The following is a 17,718-nucleotide window of genomic DNA, read 5'->3' as shown; positions in this document are numbered from 1 at the left end:
GGTGAGAAAATGTCATAAAAACGTCATCATTGCTGTGCTTTAATATTCAATCATTGCGTCAGTCTATCCTTTTGTTGTGGAGTGTATTCCTTGAGTACGAATAATCCTGTGTTAAGTCACCATATTTCTTCTCAGTTCAATGAAGATTTGCAGGATGTAAATACCAAATTTATGGCCATGGGTGGTTTGGTAGAGCAGCAGGTTGCCAACTCGATTCACGCACTCTTGGATACCGATGCAGCCTTGGCGGTAGAAGTTCAGTTCCAAGACAATGTTGTCAATCGCATGGAAACCGAAATTGATGAAGCCTTAACGTTGATTTTGGCGCGTCGTCATCCAGCCGCAATTGATTTGCGTATGGTGATTGCCATGTCTAAAGCCAATACTGACTTAGAGCGTATTGGTGATGAAGCTGCAAAAATTGCCCGTATTGCCCAAAACTTATGTGAAGAAGGTGGTTCGCCACGCGGCTATATGGAAACACGTCATATTGGTAACCAAGTGCGTGTCATGATTCACGATGCACTGGATGCTTTTGCACGTTTAGATGTCGATCAAGCACTGCGTGTTTTACTTGCCGATGCCGATATTGACCGTGAATATCAATCTGCAACACGTACTCTAATGACGTATATGATTGAAGATCCGCGTCATATTTCACGTGTGATTAATGTGATGTGGGTGTTACGTTCGTTAGAGCGTATTGGTGACCACGCACGAAATATTTCAGAACAAGTGATTTATATGGTCAAAGGTTTTGACGTACGTCATACCAGTGTCAAAGAAATTGAAGAAAAAGTACAGGAACGCTAAGTTCAGCTTTTTTGAATATTCAGCCTCATCTAATGATGGGGCTTTTTTTATGGCTTGAAACAGCCAAAATTTTGGATAAAAAAAATCTCAGACTTTGGGGGAAATCTGAGATTGAAATCGGGGATATTTATTATAGTGAGAGATAATAGCTTATCTCCTTGAAAATAAGTATAGGAAAATCACACTCAAGAATCATGTGGTTTATTGTAGTGGAATGTAGCGTTTTATATACAAATGTATTTTTAAATTACATTATTTTTAGTGTGATTATTTTTAAAACTATTGTCTTTAAAATCAATAATTAATATATTTTTGAGTGCTTTACTGTGACTATGAGTTATATGACTTCAGTCGAAAAATAAAAATAGGAAATTAGCTTAATTTTTTGAATCTATTTTCATTTATTTAAAACATTGTTGCGGCAACTCATAATCACAAATGGCATAAAAAAAGAGCCTTCATAAAGACTCTTTTAATTGTAAAATAAACAAGGTTTGAATTTTCCAAAATGAAAAAACAGTACTTGGATTAGTTTTGAGGTTTTAAGCCTTCTGCGACTTCCAAACTGGCATCATTGTTGAGAAACTTCTCACGTTGTTCTTCCAAAAACTTTTTCGCTTCAGGTTCAAACACATTTAAACGCTTTTCATTAATGAGCGTAGTTTGGTGTTTGAGCCATTCCTGCCAAGCCTGTTTAGATACCGTTTCAAGTAATTCTTGACCTTTGGCACCCGGAAAAGGAGCGAAATCCATCGCTTCCATGTCGGTTTGATATTTACGACAAAATACTTGTTTAGACATCTCTCACTTCCTGATTATGCATAAAGTTGAGCAAGACGTGTTTGAGCACGTTCAATTGCCGCTGCAACTTGTGCAGGCGCTGTACCGCCAATATGATCACGTGCATTTACAGAGGCTTCAAGGGTCAGTGCTTTTTCAAATACATCAGCTTGAATTAAATCTGAGAATTGCTGTAATTGTTCTAGGCTAAGTTCAGACAAGTCTTTGCCTTCTTGTACGCCCAATGCTACGGCTTTACCTACAATTTCATGTGCATCGCGGAATGCCACGCCATTTTTTACTAAGTAATCTGCAAGGTCAGTTGCCGTAGAGAAACCACGTAATGCAGCTTCACGCATTTCTGCAATGTTTGGTACTAAAGCAGGAATCATATCGGCAAATGCCATGAGCGAGCCGCGCACGGTATCAATGGCATCAAACAAAGGTTCTTTGTCTTCTTGGTTGTCTTTGTTGTAGGCAAGCGGTTGACCTTTCATCAGGGTCAACAGACTCATTAAATCGCCATAAACACGACCTGTTTTACCGCGCACCAATTCTGGTACGTCTGGGTTTTTCTTCTGCGGCATAATGGATGAGCCAGTGCAGAAACGGTCTGGAATATTCACAAATTTGAACTGTGCCGATGTCCATAAAATCAGTTCTTCAGACATACGCGACAAGTGCATCATAATTAAAGATGCAGCAGCGTTAAACTCAATCCCGAAATCACGGTCTGATACAGCATCTAACGAGTTTTCAGATACAGCTTCAAAGCCCAACAATTCTGCGGTAAAAGCACGGTCAATTGGGTAAGTAGTCCCTGCTAAAGCAGCAGAGCCTAAAGGCATGCGATTAACACGCTTACGGCAGTCAATTAAACGCTCAGAGTCACGTACCAACATTTCGAACCATGCCATAAGGTGATGACCAAAAGTCACAGGCTGTGCGGTTTGCAAATGGGTAAAACCAGGCATAATGGTATGCGTGTTTTTGGCTGCCAAGCTCAAAATGCCGTGTTGTAATTTTTTTAATAATTCTAAAATGGCATCAATTTCGTCACGGACATACAAACGAATATCGGTTGCCACTTGGTCGTTACGGCTACGACCAGTGTGTAATTTTTTACCTGTAATGCCAATACGCTGAGTAAGGCGCGATTCGATGTTCATGTGGACATCTTCAAGGTCAATACGCCATTCAAATTGACCTGCTTCAATTTCAGCCTGAATGGTATTTAAACCTTGGATAATATTGTCACGCTCTTCAGTCGTAAGTACGCCTACTTTGGCAAGCATCGTTGCATGCGCAATTGAGCCAGCAATATCTTGTTTATAAAAGCGTTGGTCAAATTGAACAGATGCTGTAAATTCAGCAACAAAAGCATCAGTCGCTTCAGAGAAACGACCGCCCCACATACCCGAAGTTTGGGCTTGTGACGGATTTGAGGAATTAGAAGATGTGGTCATATCGGCTCAATAAAGTAAAAAGCGGTGATTTGGATAAGAGTATAACAAATTCAGATTCACTTGCCGAAGAACAAGCCAATCAAACTTATGCTGATACGCAGGCAGAGCAACATGAGCTGTATTTTTTTACGAAAATAGGGCGTTGGCAATATCTAATTGAATTATTTATTGGCAGTAATGCTTTGGCAATGGTCTTGGCATTGGCTGAAGCACAAGGCTGGCATGGCTTAAGTTTTGCTCGGGTGCTGCAATACGTGCTCTATATTAATTGGGTGGTGTTGTGTTTTGCGGCCTTGGTGGAGTTTTTTCAGGCGCGTTTTTTACGCATGGGCTTGAGTTTATCTTTTTTGGTCAGTTTTTTGCTGCTGCAAGGCATCGTGTTGCTGACCACACTCAGTTTAAATACCTTGTTGCATTTTGGGCAAAACTTTCATCTACAGCAATTTGGTATAGATGATCTGTTACATGGCGTTGGACTGCATTTGAGTTATGGCGTGTTATTGGGCGCATTTTGCATTCGTTATATTTATGTACGTGAACAGGCGATTCAGCAACGGCATATTGAATTACAAGCGCGGGTACATGCCATGCAGGCGCGTATTCACCCACATTTTTTATTCAACAGCCTCAATAATGTGATTAGTCTCATTGCCATAGATCCCGATAAAGCCGAGCAAATGTTGCTCAATTTGTCGCGTTTATTTCGTGCCAGTTTGCAAGAATTAAAACTGGTTAGCCTGAAAGATGAGATCGAACTTTGCCAGCGATATTTAGACATAGAACAAATTCGTTTAGGCGAGCGTCTGACCGTGGAATGGAAAATTGAACAACCGCAACTGCTCAGTCAGGTACAAATACCCTTATTAACTTTACAACCCTTGTTAGAAAATAGTATTTTTCATGGAGTTGAAAAAGTTTTAGCAAAGAGTACGATAAGTATATTGATCGAAATATTGCAAAACCAAGTCAATATTGTCATTACAAATCCGTATGTCAGCGATAAAATAAATTTAAGACAAGGACACGGTATCGCGCTACAAAACGTGAAACAGCGTTTACAGGCTTATTATGGGCGCAGTGTCGCTTTTCAAAGTTATGCGGGGAATGGTATGTACACGACGGTGTTGCAATATCGCTATAAATAAAAAAACTTGTGATTGTTCTGATTTTTCTTAACTTGATAAAAATAAAGTATTCAACTGAAAAGGAGGGGAAATGGACATCCTAATTTGTGATGATGAGCCTCTGGCAAGAGAGCGATTATCACGTTTGGTCACTCAATTGGGGCATCATGTGGTGGCAACGGCAGCTCATGGGCAACAGGCGATTGAACTGGCAGAAGAACATCAGCCGGATGTCATATTATTAGATATTCAAATGCCGGGAATGGATGGTTTAAGTTGCGCTCAACATTTGCGTGAGCTTGACCCAATGCCAGCCATTGTGTTTTGTACCGCCTACGATGAACATGCACTCGAGGCATTTAAGTCCAATGCGGAAGGCTATTTGTTAAAACCTATTATGCAACAGGAATTGCAACAGGTTTTAGATCATTTAACAAAACTCACGCAAGCGCAGATGAGTCATTTAAAACAAAAAGAAAATATGGACGAATTAAAAATAAAACGTCACCAAATTGCTGCGAAAACTTATCGTGGTGTAGAGTTGGTGCCTATAGAAAATATCTATTATTTTTTAGCCGATCAGAAATATGTCACGGTGCGTCATAAAAATGGCAGTGTCTTGATTGATGAAACGCTGAAAGATTTAGAAACCGAATTTGGTGATCAGTTTATTCGGATTCACCGAAATGCCTTGGTCTCGATTCAGTTTTTGGAGGGGCTAGAAGTGGTCAATTCAGGACAGTATCAGGTACGTTGCCGCGAGCTAGATGAGCGTTTGGCTGTTAGTCGACGACATTTGCCTTTATTGCGAGAACGCATCCAAAAACTCTAATTGATCAGCCTCATCGCAGATGAATACGCAACAGATTGATAAATCGGCAAAGAAATAGACTTGCATTTTTAGGGGATCAGGTTAAGTTTAGATGAACTTATTTATCTTGCTTAGCCACTATGATGAAAACCCTGAAAATTGCAACTCGACAAAGCCCGCTTGCGTTATGGCAGGCTGAACACATTCGTGCCCGTTTAGAGGCGATGCATGCCGATTTAACTGTTGAGTTGGTGACCTTTGTCACACAGGGCGATAAAATTTTAGATACCCCATTGGCAAAAATTGGGGGGAAGGGCTTATTTGTCAAAGAATTAGAAGCCGCTTTAATGGATGGGCGTGCCGATTTAGCCGTACATTCTATGAAAGATGTACCCATGGCATTGCCTGAAGGTCTGAGCTTGGCGGTCATTTGTGAGCGTGAAGACCCACTCGATGCCTTTGTGTCGAATCACTATGCCAGTTTTGCAGATTTACCACAGGGCGCTAAAGTTGGAACCTCAAGCTTGCGCCGTAAATGCCAAATTTTAAAAGCACGTCCAGATTTAGAGATTATTGATTTACGTGGCAATGTGGGTACGCGCTTGTCTAAGCTAGATGATGGTCAGTATGACGCGATTATTTTAGCCAGTGCAGGATTAAAGCGTTTGGGCTTGGCAGAGCGTATTCGTCATACCATTCAGCCTGATGTGAGCTTACCTGCCGTTGGGCAAGGGGCTTTGGGTCTGGAATGTCGTAGCCAAGATCAGGCGGTGTTGGATTTAATTTTGCCGTTAATGCATGCCGAAACCAATGTCTGTGTACGTGCCGAACGTGCTTTTAATGCCTACTTGGAAGGCGGTTGTCAGGTGCCAATTGCAGGCTACGCAACTTTGCAGAATGGTCAGTTGCAGATTGAAGGTCGTGTTGGTAGTGTCGATGGGCAAACCATTCTTAAAGCTGTGCAATTTGGCGCACCTGAACAGGCTGAAATGCTAGGTGAAGAATTGGCAAAAGCTTTATTGGCACAGGGTGCGGGCGAATTACTCAAAGCCCTGTATCAATAATTCATATTGCACCAGAAGCCCATGCTCTTCATTAATACCCGACCTCAAGATCGTGCAGAGGCCTTAACTCAGGCTTTGCAACAACAGCATATTGAGGTCATTGATTTGCCCTTGTTGCAGCTTTCTGCACAGCCGTGGTCGGAGCAACTGGCTAATTTATATGCCCAGTTGCCTCACACGCATATTATTGTGGTGGTTAGTCCGACTGCTGTCGATATTGGGATGCAATATTTAGCCCGAAGCCAAATATCATTGCAGGATTTGCAGCATATACGTTGGGTGGCTGTGGGTGAGAAAACAGCAGAAGTTTTACGTGGATATGGTCTTTACAGCGAAGTCCCGCAGGTTGAAACTTCCGAAGGGATGCTGAGTTTGCCGTGTTTGCAAAATTTGAAAGTCGGCACACACATTGCCTTTTGGCGTGGCGAGGGCGGACGGCAATTTATGATGCAAACACTGCTTGATCAGGGGATGCAGATCCATAATTTTGTATTGTATCGGCGGGAGTGTCCTGCCAGTTCTATTGAAAAAATGCAGGCAGTACGCGCACGTTTAATACAATCTTCAGAATTTATCATGATGATCAGCAGTGAAGCCAGTTGGTTAAACTGGCTAAGCTTAATTCAGCGGGATTTCGATCTACTGAACAAAGGTCATTATTGGGTATTGGGTGATCGTTTAGAGAAAATTTTGCTCGATTATCAAACGCAGCATCATACAAAATATAACGTATTCAAGTTGACCCATTTAAAAACAGAATTAATATTGCAGCAAATGATGCGCATGCAAGGAAAACTATGAAAAAACTGGTTGTGATAGTGGTGTTGATCGCTTTGGTCTGGATCGTCAAATTAAGTTTTGATGTGATGCAAATTTCAGCGCAACAACAGCAACTCAGTCAAAGTTTGCATCTTGTAGAAAAAACCAATGCCAATTTAAATGATCAGTTGGTGGCTTTGCAGCGCCGTAATTATACCCAAGATGCGCCAGAACAGTCCGCAGTATCCAGCGCTGTGCAGCAAGAAGATGCGATTCAACCAGTAGATATGGTGGCGCAGCAATTGGACTTGGTGGAATTTTCCTTACAACAACAACAGTTTCACTATGCGACTGAAAAGCTAGCTCATTTAGACCGTGAGTTAAACGAATATGCTTTAGCTCCTGCTCTGAAACAAAGTTTGCACCAAGTTGTTCAGCAAGATCAGAAACAAATTCAACAATTTATAACAACACGTGATGCGCAATATCAACAAGTAAGTCAGTTATTGCAGCAATTAGATCAACAATTAAAACAGCAAGCTCAACAACCTGAGCTGAACCCTGCCGATGTCGATGATCGTTATTTTTGGCAAAAATGGCTGAGTATTGAATCTGCCAAGCAACCTGCGACACAGTTGATGCAGCGCCAGATTATTTTAAAAGAAGCACAATTGCGTCTATTGCTGGCTCGACAAATCTTTATACAAGGTCAATATGTGCAATATCAACAAGAAGTGAATGACATTATTCAGTTATTACAACAATTGCCTGATCAGAAAGCACAGCAATTGGTTCAGCAATTAGAAAAAATTAAAAATTTAAATATCGTTCCAACGCCAAGTTTAAAAACACGTGCTTTATTGGGGGCGGTATAAATGAAACAGATTTTACTCGCCTATGTGGTGGTCAGTATTGTACTGGTCGCTTTGCTGAGCGTACTGAGTTATGGGCATGGTTCAGGCTATATTTATGTGTATTGGCGCGAATGGCAATTGCAAACCAATATTTGGTTGTTGTTGTTCTTTTTCTTGTCGATTAGTGTTTCGCTACAAATTTTATGGTTGTTGTTAAAGCGCTATTTTAGCCGTGAACAGCGTAAGGTTGAAACAGTATTTAACTTTAAAAATCTGCATCCATATGAGCAATTGGCGGTCATTTGGTTGCTAGATGCTGCAGAAGATCAACACCAGTTTATTCGACAGGTGTTTGCCCAGTCAGGTTTGCTCAAAGGAGTGATGGAAGCACGTATGCACTCCATCCAACAGCAATATCCGCAAGCGTTGGCTGCCTTAAATCAAAGCAGTGCCATGGCGTTTGAGTTGGCAGAAATACAGCGTATTGAAATTTATTTAGCGCAGCAACAACCTGAACAAGCTTTGACGCATTTAGAGTTTTTGAATCAGCACGAATTATCGCCGTGGTTATTTAAAGTCAAAACGGCTTATCAAAAACGTTTAATTGCCTTGTGGGGCGAATTTGCCACGCAATATCCTTGGCATTATTTACGTTCGACCAAATACGGGCATTTAGATGCAGACACCAAGCAAAAGTGGCTGACTGAGTTATTAACCCAATTTGAGCAGGCTGATGCAGAAAATTTACAGGCTTTGCAGCAGCGTTATAGTGATTTAAGTGAGCAGATTTTCAGTCAGTCTTATGCCATTCAGGTGTTGTGGTTGAAGTTATTGTCGCGTCTGCCTGATTTGGCCGCACAACATGAACGTCTTGCGGTACAGATGTTGAGTGAACAGTTTAATCAGGAAGTGTTTTATTTATGGTTCCAACAGCAGTTGTTAAAACAACAACCTGATTATGCCAAAATTGAAAAGCAAATAAATCTGTGGGAACAGAAATACCCTGCATTACCTGTATTTAGTTTTGCCAAATGGCATATTTTTACAGCAACAGCGCGTTATTCAGAAGCCGAGCAATTACTGGATTTATATCCTGAACACGTATTAATGAGTTATTTAAGAGTTAAATCTAATTTAAAAGATCAGCCTGAATTATTAAAACAGTTAAATTTAATCTTTGAAAATAATTCTAATTTTGTCGAAATTAAAATTTAAGGGTGAGTTGTGTTAACACTAGCAGATTATCCAATTGTTTTTGAGCAGCGTGTTGCATGGGGAGATATGGATGCTTTTGGGCATGTCAATAATGTGATCTATTACCGTTATATTGAAAGTGCGCGTTTATATTATTTAGACCATTTAAAAATTTTACAGCAAGATGTTTTGACTGTGATTGCCTCAAATCAGTGCAAATATATACGTCCTGTGGTTTATCCTGATATTTTAAAAATTGGCGTTCGGGTAGAAGAATTGCGTAATAGTGCCATGCGTATGCATTATTTAATCCACAGTGAAGCACAGCAAATGGTGGTGGCAGAGGCAGATGCGGTGATTGTATGTGTAGATCGCGTCAATATGCAAAAAACCTTAATCCCTGAAAATGTACGCGCGGGTATTCATAAAATAGAAAAAACCGTACAGCATATTCTTGATTAAATCTTAATAATCAGTTCATAATATGTCCGACTGTTATTTATATGTAGAGTAGTAGATTTTTTATTGACGCTTCGGTTTGATAAAAATAGAATGAATCTGCTTAATTTAATAACTGAATATAAAAAGCATAGTTTTTGGAGTAAGTATGATGCCTGATATTAGCAATTTGTCTGTAGAACAGTTAAAGCGTTTACAAGCTGAAGCGGAAGCATTAATTGCCACGAAAAAAGATCAAGCAATTGAAGATGCCTATAATCAAATTTTAGCGATTGCAGACAATTTGGGTTTAAGCATTGAGCAGATTTTGGAAGTTGGCGAAAGCAAGCGTAAGAAAAGCCCACGTAAAACTGTAGCGCCACGTTATCGTAGCAAAATCAATTCTACAGATACTTGGACTGGTCGTGGTAAAAAACCACGCTGGTTAGTCGCTGAATTAGAAAAAGGCGCAAAACTTGAAGATTTTCTAATCTAAGCTTCATCAATTTGTCATTGATTTGACTTAGAGTTCAAAAACCAAGCAATACGGCTTGGTTTTTTTATCTGTATCAATTGGCGACGCCGAAAAAGTGTGCATAATGTGTGAGTGTTATAAAAAGTCATTCATAGAAAAATTAGTAAGGTTGGTCGTGGTGGCATGATAAAGAAACCCAAATACATCACGTGGTGGATTTTCGCCCTCATTGCATTTTTGTTTTTTGTGTTATTACAAATTCCAGCAGCGTGGTTAATTTCAAAATTTTATAAAAATAATCAGACCTTACATAATGTGAGTGGCAATATCTGGAAGGGGCAAGCCGATTGGCATAAAGGACAGTTACGTGGCTCTTTAAGTTGGAATACACGTCCTTTAGATTTAGTTTTATTACGTGTCGCTGCCGATGTTGAAGTACACAGTGGTAATACTAAACTCGAAGGCATTGTTGGCTATCGTTTTGGTAGCGTCTTGGTGCAATCTTTAGATGGGCAAGTTGCGCCAGAAACCTTAAAAAGTATTGTGGATTGGCAGTGGCCAAGTAATGCGATTCAACTCAAAGACATTCATTTGAATTTTAAAAAACAGCAAGGCTTCACCAAAGCCAAAGGACAACTGCAGTGGGCGGGTGGCGAATTGCTGTATCGTTTTGCTCAGCGCCAAGACCGTATGAATATCCCTGCGTTAAAAGGCAGTTTGTCCGATGAAAATGGCAAACTGTTATTTGATATTCGCGATCAACGTGAACAAAAAATGCTGAATATTGCGCTTGATCAAAGCTTGATGCTAGATGTGCAACTCACGCAACGCTTATTGATGAATATCGCCTCTTATGAAGGCAAAGCGGGCTTAGATACCTATGTGATCAGCACTCGCCAACCTCTATTAAAAGGAGGTTTCTAATGCGTACACTCTCTGAACGATTAGGGAATTTGCACTGGAAGCAGTTTGATCGTGCTGCGCCAGTATTTTTAGCTTTTTTGATTTTGTATCTGTGTTGGAAACTGGCGAGTTTATTTTGGTGGGTTGTTGCGCCGCCCCAAGTCATGCAAATTGATCGGGTGGAGTTGGGTTCACAGCAACCACAAATCCCGAATATTACCTCCTTTGCATTGTTTCAAGAACTTGGACGCAGCAACACTGCCGATGATCAATTAAATATGACTTTGCAAGGTGTAGTGGTTGGGCAGCCGAGTCAGTTTTCTTCTGCGGTCATTAAAGTGAATGAGGTGGCAGAGCGTTACCGTGTGGGTGATGTGATTGATTTGAGTCAGTACCAATTGGCAGAAGTCTACTGGGATCGGGTGATTTTACGTCATAGCAGTGGCGCGACGCGTGAAGTATTGTTTAAAGGTATTGAAAATGGTTTAAATCAACCTATCGCACCTTTAATTCCAAGTGGTAATCAAGCTCCTGTAACTGCACCTACGCAGTCCGCACAACCGAATAATGCCATTGGACAGGCAGTGCAGCGCATACAGGAAGATCGCGAACAATACTTAAAAGAGATGGGTGTTGAAGCAAATACGGGCAATGGTTATGAAGTGACTACACGTACGCCAGCCGCTTTAAGAAATAAACTGGGTTTACAGCCAGGTGACCGTATTTTGTCTTTAAATGGGCAAAACGTCGGGCAAGGACAAAGCGATGCACAATTGCTTGAACAGGCACGTCGTGAAGGTCAAGTGAAATTAGAAATAAAACGTGGTGATCAAGTGATGACCATACAACAAAATTTTTAAATGGATCGGCATCGTAACTACATGCAGAGACATATTTAGGGTTAGGAAACACAGTAGATTATGGCTTTATTGAATTATGAGCGTCCATTTTGGGCATTACTGGCTGCTGCACCGCTTGTTGCAATGGTGAGTACTGCAAGTCATGCGCAAACCTGGAAAATTAATTTACGTGATGCGGACTTAACTGCATTTATTAATGAAGTGGCCGATATTACGGGCAAGAACTTTGCAGTCGATCCGCGTGTGCGTGGCAATGTCACGGTGATTTCCAACAAAGCCCTGAATAAAAATGAAGTCTATGACCTGTTTTTAGGCGTATTGAATGTGAATGGTGTGGTGGCAATACCATCAGGCAATACCATTCGCCTTGTACCTGACAGCAATGTAAAAAGCTCAGGCATTCCCTATGATGGTCGTCAAAATGCGCGTGGTGACCAAATTGTAACGCGAGTGATTTGGCTAGAAAATACCAATGCCAATGACCTGATTCCTGCTTTACGTCCGCTCATGCCTCAGTTTGCGCATTTGTCTGCGGTCGGGGGCACCAATGCTCTAATCGTGTCTGATCGTGCCAGTAACATTTATCAGTTAGAAAGCATTATTCGTAACCTAGATGGTACGGGGCAAAATGACATTGAAGCGATTAGCCTGCAATCCAGTCAAGCCGAAGAAGTCATTGGCTTGCTTGAGTCGATGAGTTCGACAGGGGCAGCGAAAGATGTTAAAGGTTCGCGTGTGCGTATTGTGGCGGACAACCGTACCAATCGTATTATCATCAAAGGCGATACCGCAACACGTAAACGCATTCGTCAAATGATTGAAATGATGGATGTGCCTGCGGCAGATCGTTTGGGTGGTTTGAAGGTTTTTCGCTTGAAATATGCCAGTGCACAGAATTTAGCAGAAATATTGCAAGGTCTGGTTTCAGGACAGGCGGTGAGCAGCAGGTCTAATGCAAATAGCAACAGTAACAACAACAGTGCTAGTAATTTAAGCAGCACCAATAACAACACAGGTAATTCATCGACTATTTCCACCCCAAGTATTAATTTGGGTGGCAGCTCGAATAGCAACAATCAAAACAACATCACCAGTTTTAATGGTAATGGTGTCAGTATTATTGCCGATGGCTCGCAAAATGCTTTGGTGGTCAAAGCCGATCCGCAGTTGATGCGTGAAATTGAATCGGCCATTCAGCAACTAGATACCCGTCGTCAACAAGTGTTGATTGAAGCTGCGATTATAGAAGTGGAAGGTACCGATGCCGACCAATTGGGTGTGCAGTGGGCATTGGGCGATTTAAGCAGCGGTATCGGTCTAATTAATTTTGACAATATTGGTGCAAGTTTAAAAAATGTTGCTGCAGGCTATTTAACTGGTGGTGCAGCAGGCGCAGGCAGTGCGATTGGTGCAGGTACGTCATTGGTGTTGGGTGATTATCGTGAAGGTCGTGATGGTTCACGCCAGCTATATGGTGCGATGATTCAGGCCTTGAAGGAAAAAACCAAATCCAATTTATTGTCTACGCCATCTATTGTGACCATGGACAATGAAGAAGCCTATATTGTGGTTGGTGAAAACGTTCCTTTTGTAACAGGTTCATTATCTACCAATGGTGGTGTGGCAAATCCGTATACCACTATTGAACGTAAAGATGTCGGGGTTACTTTAAAAGTCGTGCCACATATTGGTGAAGGCGGAACACTACGCTTGGAAGTTGAACAAGAAGTGTCAGATGTCAAAGCCAATAAAGGTCAGGCGCAGGATTTAGTCACCAGCAAACGCGCAATTAAAACTTCTATTTTGGCCGAGCACGGACAAACCATTGTCTTAGGTGGCTTAATTTCTGATAACTCGGTTTATAGTCGTCAGGCTGTGCCAGGTTTGGGTGCTATTCCAGGGTTGGGGCGTTTATTCCGTTCCGATGGTCAATCTAATCAAAAACGTAATTTATTGATTTTTATTCACCCAACCATTGTGGGAGATAGTCAGGATATTCGCCGTATTTCGCAGCAGCGTTATAGCCAATTGTATAGCCTTCAGTTGGCAATGGATGCCGATGGTAGCTTTGCTAAACTGCCTGAGAATGTTAGCGATGTTTATCAGCAGCGTTTGCCTGTATCTCGAGTTGCGCCGCAAACAGGAACTTATCAAACCTTACCATCAGCAGTGTCTGCAAACCGCACAGCAACGGTGGTGAGCACCCCTGTTGCGATTGAGCCTGCGGTACAGCGCCAAAACGTAGTTTTGCCGCAGCAGGAAGTCAGCAAAACTAAAAATACAGTCACTACGACCACAATTCGCGCTACACCTTAATCGTATCCTGCGCAGATTGTGGTTGAGGGCATGTTATGATGTCGCCAAATCACACGAGAGAAGTTATTTATGACTTGGAAAATACAAGCAATTAGCGGTGAATTTACTGGCCAAGAAATTAGTATCGACCGTGATATGTTGGTGGGGCGTCATCAAAGTGCAGATTTGGTGCTGCAATCGGCAGAAATTTCACGTAAACATGCGGCTTTTTTACTTAAAGAACAAGCGCTGTATGTGCAAGATTTAAATTCTTCCAACGGCACTTTTGTAAATGATTTACGCATTGCCGATGAAACCTTACTTAAAGAAGGTGATATCGTCCAATTTGCCAGCTTAAAGTTTTCAGTATTTGCGCCTGCGGTTGAATTGGAACATGCGGCAGATGTCGTCGAAACTGCTGAAAAAGTCACAGCACAAACAGAAAAAACACCTGCACAGCAAATGAACGAGCAGGGAATGCCTGAATTGAATCAACGTGACAGTTCTGTGCAATTAAACCGTGATGGTATGCCGCAAGGCGTGGCAGTACCAAAACCAGCACCTATTCCAGAAGGCGTGGATATTCATGCAGTTCCAGCAGAGCCAACACCTGTGTCTGTCGAGCAGCCTGTTTCTCGTGTGGAACAAGAGAAAGAACAGCAAAAAAATGCTTCTGTTGGCTTGATTTCACTGATTGTCTTGGTGATTTTGGCAGTTTTGGCTTGGCTATTGTTTAAATAAGCAGCCTTTGCTTTACAATCAAGGCATGCGATCGCATGCCTTTGTTCATTTAGGGGGAAGAATGTCTATTGCTCAGCTTGATACACGTCAAGTCATTTTATTTGATTTAGATGGCACTTTGGTCGATTCTGCGACAGATTTATACCGCGCCATGAACATGAGTTTAAATGCACTGCAACTGCCTTTGGTAACACTGGAACAAGTGCGAACTTGGGTGGGGAAGGGAACTGCGGTATTTTGCAATAGTGTCTTATCGCACTTAATGGGCGAAGTTCATCCTGAACAGCAACAACAGCTACTGAACACCTTCTTAGAAATTTATAATGCCGATCCGTGTATCGACACACAACCATTCCCGGGCATTATTGAATTTTTGGACTGGGCAAAAGCACAACAAAAAACCTTAGTTTGTGTGACCAATAAACCTGAACTACCTGCTCGTGCCATTGTTGAAGCATTAGAGATGCAACACTATTTTGCTGATGTGATTGGTGGAGATCGCTTTGAGGAGCGTAAACCACACCCGCGTCAATTGCTGCATTGTGTTGAACATTATCAAGTGGAGAAGTCTCAAGTCTTGATGATTGGTGATTCTTCTAATGATGTTGAAGCCGCGCGTCGAGCGGGGATTGATTGTATTGTGGTCAGCTACGGCTATAATCATGGTGAGCCGATTGCCAATTGTCAGCCGCAACAAATTGTGGATAATTTAACTGAATTGTTAAATATTTAAGATTCAAAAATCAAATAATTTTACGCTAATTGCTATAAAGGATATCAATATGAGTCAGGCTGTAATGCCCATATTTCGATGGCGACGCTAGTCAATCTACAACCGTCCTTCACTTCGTCTTATCGAAAACATTGCTACATCGAAATATAGAGAGCTTCACATGACCACTCTTGCTCAATTTGAACAACTTAAAGCAGCAGGCTACAACCTCATTCCTGTATATCGCCAGCGTTTGGCCGATACCGAAACTCCATTGTCGGTATTTGCACGTTTGAAGCAGCATCAACAAGCCTATTTGTTTGAGTCTGTAGAAGGTGGTGAAAACTGGGCACGTTATTCAATTATTGGTTTGGGTGAATCTACAGTTTTCTCCTGTAATGCGGGTGAACTCACCATCCAACATGCTGACGGTTCAATCGAAAAACAAACTTGTGCACAGCCGTTTCAGTATATCCGCGATTTTCAAGCGCAATTTAAAGTGCCTACGCAAGCTGACTTGCCTGAATTGCCAAGCTTTACAGGTGGTTTGGTGGGTTATTTTGGTTACGATGCAGTGCGTTATATCGAACCGCGTTTAAAAAACGTGCCTGCAGCAGATCCAGTCGGTTTGCCTGATATTTGGATGATGTTGTCTAAAACAGTCATCGTGTTTGATAACTTAAAAGATACCTTGTTCTTAATTGTGCATGCCGATGCAGCGCAGGCAGATGCTTATGACAAGGCACAACAACAACTCGATGCACTAGAAGAAATTTTAGCAACCCCGATTAGTCTAAAAGCAGAAAAACATACGCCACCACATTTTGAATCGCTTACAGGCAAAGAAAAATTCTTGGCGACCATTGATACCGTCAAAGAATACATTCGTGCAGGCGATGTTATGCAAGTGGTGCCTGGACATCGCATGGTGTCAGATTTTGATGGTGAGCCGTTACAGGTTTATCGTGCTTTGCGCCATCTCAACCCATCGCCGTACTTATTCTTGGTACAAGGCAAAACTTTGGGCGATGATCAGCCGTTTCATATTGTCGGCTCATCACCTGAAATTTTATCGCGTTTGGAAAATGGTATTGCCACTGTGCGTCCTTTAGCAGGTACACGCCCGCGCGGTAAAACCAAAGAAGAAGATTTGGCACTTGAGCAAGATTTGTTGTCGGATGAAAAAGAAATTGCCGAACACTTAATGCTGATTGACTTGGGGCGTAATGATGTCGGGCGTATCGCCAAAATTGGTAAAGTACAAGTGACTGATCAAATGGTGATCGAGCGTTATTCGCATGTCATGCATATTGTGTCCAATGTGCAAGGTGAAGTGCGTGACGATGTCGATGCTTTGGATGTTTTTCAGGCAACTTTCCCTGCAGGGACACTTTCGGGTGCACCAAAAATTCGTGCCATGGAAATTATTGATGAAGTTGAGCCTGTAAAACGTGGTGTTTTTGGTGGTGCTGTTGGTTATTTAGGCTGGCATGGCGAAATGGACATGTCGATTGCGATTCGTACCTGTGTTATTCGTCAAAATAAGGTCTATGTGCAGGCAGGCGCAGGTCTAGTTGCGGACTCAAATCCTGAATCTGAATGGAATGAAACCCAAATAAAAGCTCGCGCAGTGATCAAAGCGGTTGAATTATCATCAAATGGATTGATTTTATGAGTTTTTAGCGTTTTTTTTGAAAAAAACACTTGCACGGATTTCAAGTTTTGCTAAACTGCACACCGTTCCGATACGAAACGTACGAAACACTAAGAAACGCCGGCATAGCTCAGTTGGTAGAGCAACTGACTTGTAATCAGTAGGTCCACAGTTCGAATCCGTGTGCCGGCACCATCTTAGGGAGTTTGAGTTGTTAAGTAAAGAACGAACACTGAGTAAGTGTGAAAATGGTGGGATTCCCGAGCGGTCAAAGGGAGCAGACTGTAACTCTGCCGCGTAAGCTTCGAAGGTTCGAATCCTTCTCCCACCACCATTAACTTCGATAGAAGTGGTAATTACCAACATAGATGCGGGAGTAGCTCAGTTGGTAGAGCGGCAGCCTTCCAAGCTGCATGTCGCGAGTTCGATCCTCGTCTCCCGCTCCATCGAAGGATTTTTTGCTCTTATAGCTCAGTGGTAGAGCACTCCCTTGGTAAGGGAGAGGTCTCGAGTTCAAATCTCGATAAGAGCTCCAGATACAGTTTAGCGATTATTCGCACAAGATTTTCAAAAAGCAGGCTTATTAGTCTGCTTTTCAAGTATTAGGTGTCTAGTTTTTTAGGCGATATGTCGGGGCAGAGTTTTACTCAGCATTGTGTTCGACGTAAACGAGGAAGATGAACATGGCTAAGGCTAAGTTTGAACGTAATAAGCCACACGTTAACGTGGGCACAATCGGTCACGTTGACCATGGTAAAACAACTTTAACAGCTGC

The 17,718-nt window shown here is 41.9% G+C and carries 18 protein-coding genes and 4 tRNA genes; 20 read left to right on the top strand and 2 right to left on the bottom strand.

Annotated elements, in window-relative coordinates; genetic code table 11:
- Window positions 1–90: 90 nt before the first annotated feature.
- Entirely contained in the window at window positions 91–813 is a 723-nt protein-coding gene (phoU, locus tag CF596_RS07870; protein ID WP_004975736.1) for a phosphate signaling complex protein PhoU, read from the top strand.
- 528 nt (window positions 814–1,341) lie between these two features.
- On the opposite strand, the gene CF596_RS07865 is transcribed toward phoU, so the two are convergent.
- Together CF596_RS07865 and argH are read right to left on the bottom strand one after the other, a co-directional pair.
- Window positions 1,342–1,614 carry an oxidative damage protection protein gene (locus tag CF596_RS07865; protein ID WP_004975738.1) on the bottom strand — a complete coding sequence of 91 codons (273 nt, stop codon included), beginning with the start codon at window positions 1,612–1,614 and terminating at the stop codon, window positions 1,342–1,344.
- Window positions 1,615–1,628: 14 nt separating this feature from the next.
- Window positions 1,629–3,059: an argininosuccinate lyase gene (argH, locus tag CF596_RS07860; RefSeq protein WP_171324909.1), complete on the bottom strand. Its 1,431-nt coding sequence runs from the start codon at window positions 3,057–3,059 to the stop codon at window positions 1,629–1,631.
- Between argH and CF596_RS07855 the strand changes: the two genes are divergently transcribed.
- The 19 genes from CF596_RS07855 to CF596_RS07765 all read left to right on the top strand — a co-directional run.
- Complete coding sequence (locus CF596_RS07855; protein WP_096901922.1) at window positions 3,050–4,204, top strand: histidine kinase; 1,155 nt, start codon at window positions 3,050–3,052, stop codon at window positions 4,202–4,204. The two genes, argH and CF596_RS07855, sit on opposite strands and share 10 nt — an antisense overlap.
- Window positions 4,205–4,274: 70 nt before the next feature.
- A complete protein-coding gene (locus CF596_RS07850) occupies window positions 4,275–5,015 on the top strand; it encodes a LytTR family DNA-binding domain-containing protein (RefSeq protein WP_096901918.1) in 741 nt (246 codons plus the stop codon).
- A gap of 122 nt (window positions 5,016–5,137) precedes the next feature.
- Complete coding sequence (hemC, locus tag CF596_RS07845; protein WP_096901970.1) at window positions 5,138–6,058, top strand: hydroxymethylbilane synthase; 921 nt, start codon at window positions 5,138–5,140, stop codon at window positions 6,056–6,058.
- Window positions 6,059–6,079: 21 nt separating this feature from the next.
- The gene (locus tag CF596_RS07840; RefSeq protein ID WP_004975746.1) at window positions 6,080–6,859 is read left to right on the top strand and encodes a uroporphyrinogen-III synthase; all 780 of its coding nucleotides are present in this window, start codon (window positions 6,080–6,082) and stop codon (window positions 6,857–6,859) included.
- Complete coding sequence (locus CF596_RS07835; RefSeq protein ID WP_096901915.1) at window positions 6,856–7,692, top strand: hypothetical protein; 837 nt, start codon at window positions 6,856–6,858, stop codon at window positions 7,690–7,692. The genes CF596_RS07840 and CF596_RS07835 overlap by 4 nt, the downstream gene beginning before the upstream one ends.
- Window positions 7,693–8,886 carry a hypothetical protein gene (locus CF596_RS07830; protein ID WP_096901913.1) on the top strand — a complete coding sequence of 398 codons (1,194 nt, stop codon included), beginning with the start codon at window positions 7,693–7,695 and terminating at the stop codon, window positions 8,884–8,886.
- 9 nt (window positions 8,887–8,895) lie between these two features.
- Window positions 8,896–9,327 (top strand): thioesterase family protein, encoded by a 432-nt coding sequence (locus CF596_RS07825; protein ID WP_096901909.1) that lies wholly within the window; start codon window positions 8,896–8,898, stop codon window positions 9,325–9,327.
- Between the two features lie 145 nt (window positions 9,328–9,472).
- Window positions 9,473–9,799, top strand: a complete 327-nt coding sequence (locus CF596_RS07820; protein ID WP_004975751.1) for an H-NS histone family protein — start codon at window positions 9,473–9,475, stop codon at window positions 9,797–9,799.
- Window positions 9,800–9,961: 162 nt separating this feature from the next.
- Window positions 9,962–10,702, top strand: a complete 741-nt coding sequence (gspN, locus tag CF596_RS07815) for a type II secretion system protein N (protein WP_096901906.1) — start codon at window positions 9,962–9,964, stop codon at window positions 10,700–10,702.
- On the top strand, window positions 10,702–11,541 hold the full coding sequence (locus CF596_RS07810) for a type II secretion system protein N (RefSeq protein WP_004975757.1): 840 nt from the start codon (window positions 10,702–10,704) through the stop codon (window positions 11,539–11,541). The genes gspN and CF596_RS07810 overlap by 1 nt, the downstream gene beginning before the upstream one ends.
- A 60-nt stretch (window positions 11,542–11,601) precedes the next feature.
- Entirely contained in the window at window positions 11,602–13,857 is a 2,256-nt protein-coding gene (gene gspD / locus CF596_RS07805) for a type II secretion system secretin GspD (protein WP_096901902.1), read from the top strand.
- 69 nt (window positions 13,858–13,926) lie between these two features.
- The gene (locus CF596_RS07800; RefSeq protein ID WP_096901899.1) at window positions 13,927–14,577 is read left to right on the top strand and encodes an FHA domain-containing protein; all 651 of its coding nucleotides are present in this window, start codon (window positions 13,927–13,929) and stop codon (window positions 14,575–14,577) included.
- A 61-nt stretch (window positions 14,578–14,638) separates the two neighbouring features.
- Window positions 14,639–15,310: a phosphoglycolate phosphatase gene (locus CF596_RS07795; RefSeq protein WP_004975764.1), complete on the top strand. Its 672-nt coding sequence runs from the start codon at window positions 14,639–14,641 to the stop codon at window positions 15,308–15,310.
- Between the two features lie 160 nt (window positions 15,311–15,470).
- Window positions 15,471–16,964 (top strand): anthranilate synthase component I, encoded by a 1,494-nt coding sequence (gene trpE / locus CF596_RS07790; protein ID WP_096901896.1) that lies wholly within the window; start codon window positions 15,471–15,473, stop codon window positions 16,962–16,964.
- 98 nt (window positions 16,965–17,062) lie between these two features.
- Window positions 17,063–17,138, top strand: a tRNA-Thr gene (locus CF596_RS07785).
- A 55-nt stretch (window positions 17,139–17,193) separates the two neighbouring features.
- Window positions 17,194–17,277: transfer RNA gene (locus CF596_RS07780), tRNA-Tyr, on the top strand.
- A 36-nt stretch (window positions 17,278–17,313) separates the two neighbouring features.
- Window positions 17,314–17,389: transfer RNA gene (locus CF596_RS07775), tRNA-Gly, on the top strand.
- Between the two features lie 14 nt (window positions 17,390–17,403).
- Window positions 17,404–17,478 (top strand) — tRNA-Thr (locus tag CF596_RS07770).
- 148 nt (window positions 17,479–17,626) lie between these two features.
- Window positions 17,627–17,718: GTP-binding protein (locus CF596_RS07765; RefSeq protein ID WP_017397055.1), on the top strand; the 92-nt coding region annotated here is incomplete at its 3' end.

Source organism: Acinetobacter sp. YT-02, from assembly GCF_002412355.1.
GTDB lineage: Bacteria > Pseudomonadota > Gammaproteobacteria > Pseudomonadales > Moraxellaceae > Acinetobacter > Acinetobacter towneri.
Note: the sequence above shows the minus strand (reverse complement) of the source record. Positions and strands in the feature narration are given on the sequence as shown.

Bases quoted from the DNA above. Each gene is read 5' to 3' on its own strand.
- CF596_RS07865 (WP_004975738.1), bottom strand. From the start codon at position 1,614: ATGTCTAAACAAGTATTTTGTCGTAAATATCAAACCGACATGGAAGCG.
- CF596_RS07855 (WP_096901922.1), top strand. From the start codon at position 3,050: ATGTGGTCATATCGGCTCAATAAAGTAAAAAGCGGTGATTTGGATAAG.
- argH (WP_171324909.1), bottom strand. From the start codon at position 3,059: ATGACCACATCTTCTAATTCCTCAAATCCGTCACAAGCCCAAACTTCG.
- CF596_RS07850 (WP_096901918.1), top strand. From the start codon at position 4,275: ATGGACATCCTAATTTGTGATGATGAGCCTCTGGCAAGAGAGCGATTA.
- hemC (WP_096901970.1), top strand. From the start codon at position 5,138: ATGAAAACCCTGAAAATTGCAACTCGACAAAGCCCGCTTGCGTTATGG.
- CF596_RS07840 (WP_004975746.1), top strand. From the start codon at position 6,080: ATGCTCTTCATTAATACCCGACCTCAAGATCGTGCAGAGGCCTTAACT.
- CF596_RS07835 (WP_096901915.1), top strand. From the start codon at position 6,856: ATGAAAAAACTGGTTGTGATAGTGGTGTTGATCGCTTTGGTCTGGATC.
- CF596_RS07830 (WP_096901913.1), top strand. From the start codon at position 7,693: ATGAAACAGATTTTACTCGCCTATGTGGTGGTCAGTATTGTACTGGTC.
- CF596_RS07820 (WP_004975751.1), top strand. From the start codon at position 9,473: ATGATGCCTGATATTAGCAATTTGTCTGTAGAACAGTTAAAGCGTTTA.
- gspN (WP_096901906.1), top strand. From the start codon at position 9,962: ATGATAAAGAAACCCAAATACATCACGTGGTGGATTTTCGCCCTCATT.
- CF596_RS07810 (WP_004975757.1), top strand. From the start codon at position 10,702: ATGCGTACACTCTCTGAACGATTAGGGAATTTGCACTGGAAGCAGTTT.
- gspD (WP_096901902.1), top strand. From the start codon at position 11,602: ATGGCTTTATTGAATTATGAGCGTCCATTTTGGGCATTACTGGCTGCT.
- CF596_RS07800 (WP_096901899.1), top strand. From the start codon at position 13,927: ATGACTTGGAAAATACAAGCAATTAGCGGTGAATTTACTGGCCAAGAA.
- CF596_RS07795 (WP_004975764.1), top strand. From the start codon at position 14,639: ATGTCTATTGCTCAGCTTGATACACGTCAAGTCATTTTATTTGATTTA.
- trpE (WP_096901896.1), top strand. From the start codon at position 15,471: ATGACCACTCTTGCTCAATTTGAACAACTTAAAGCAGCAGGCTACAAC.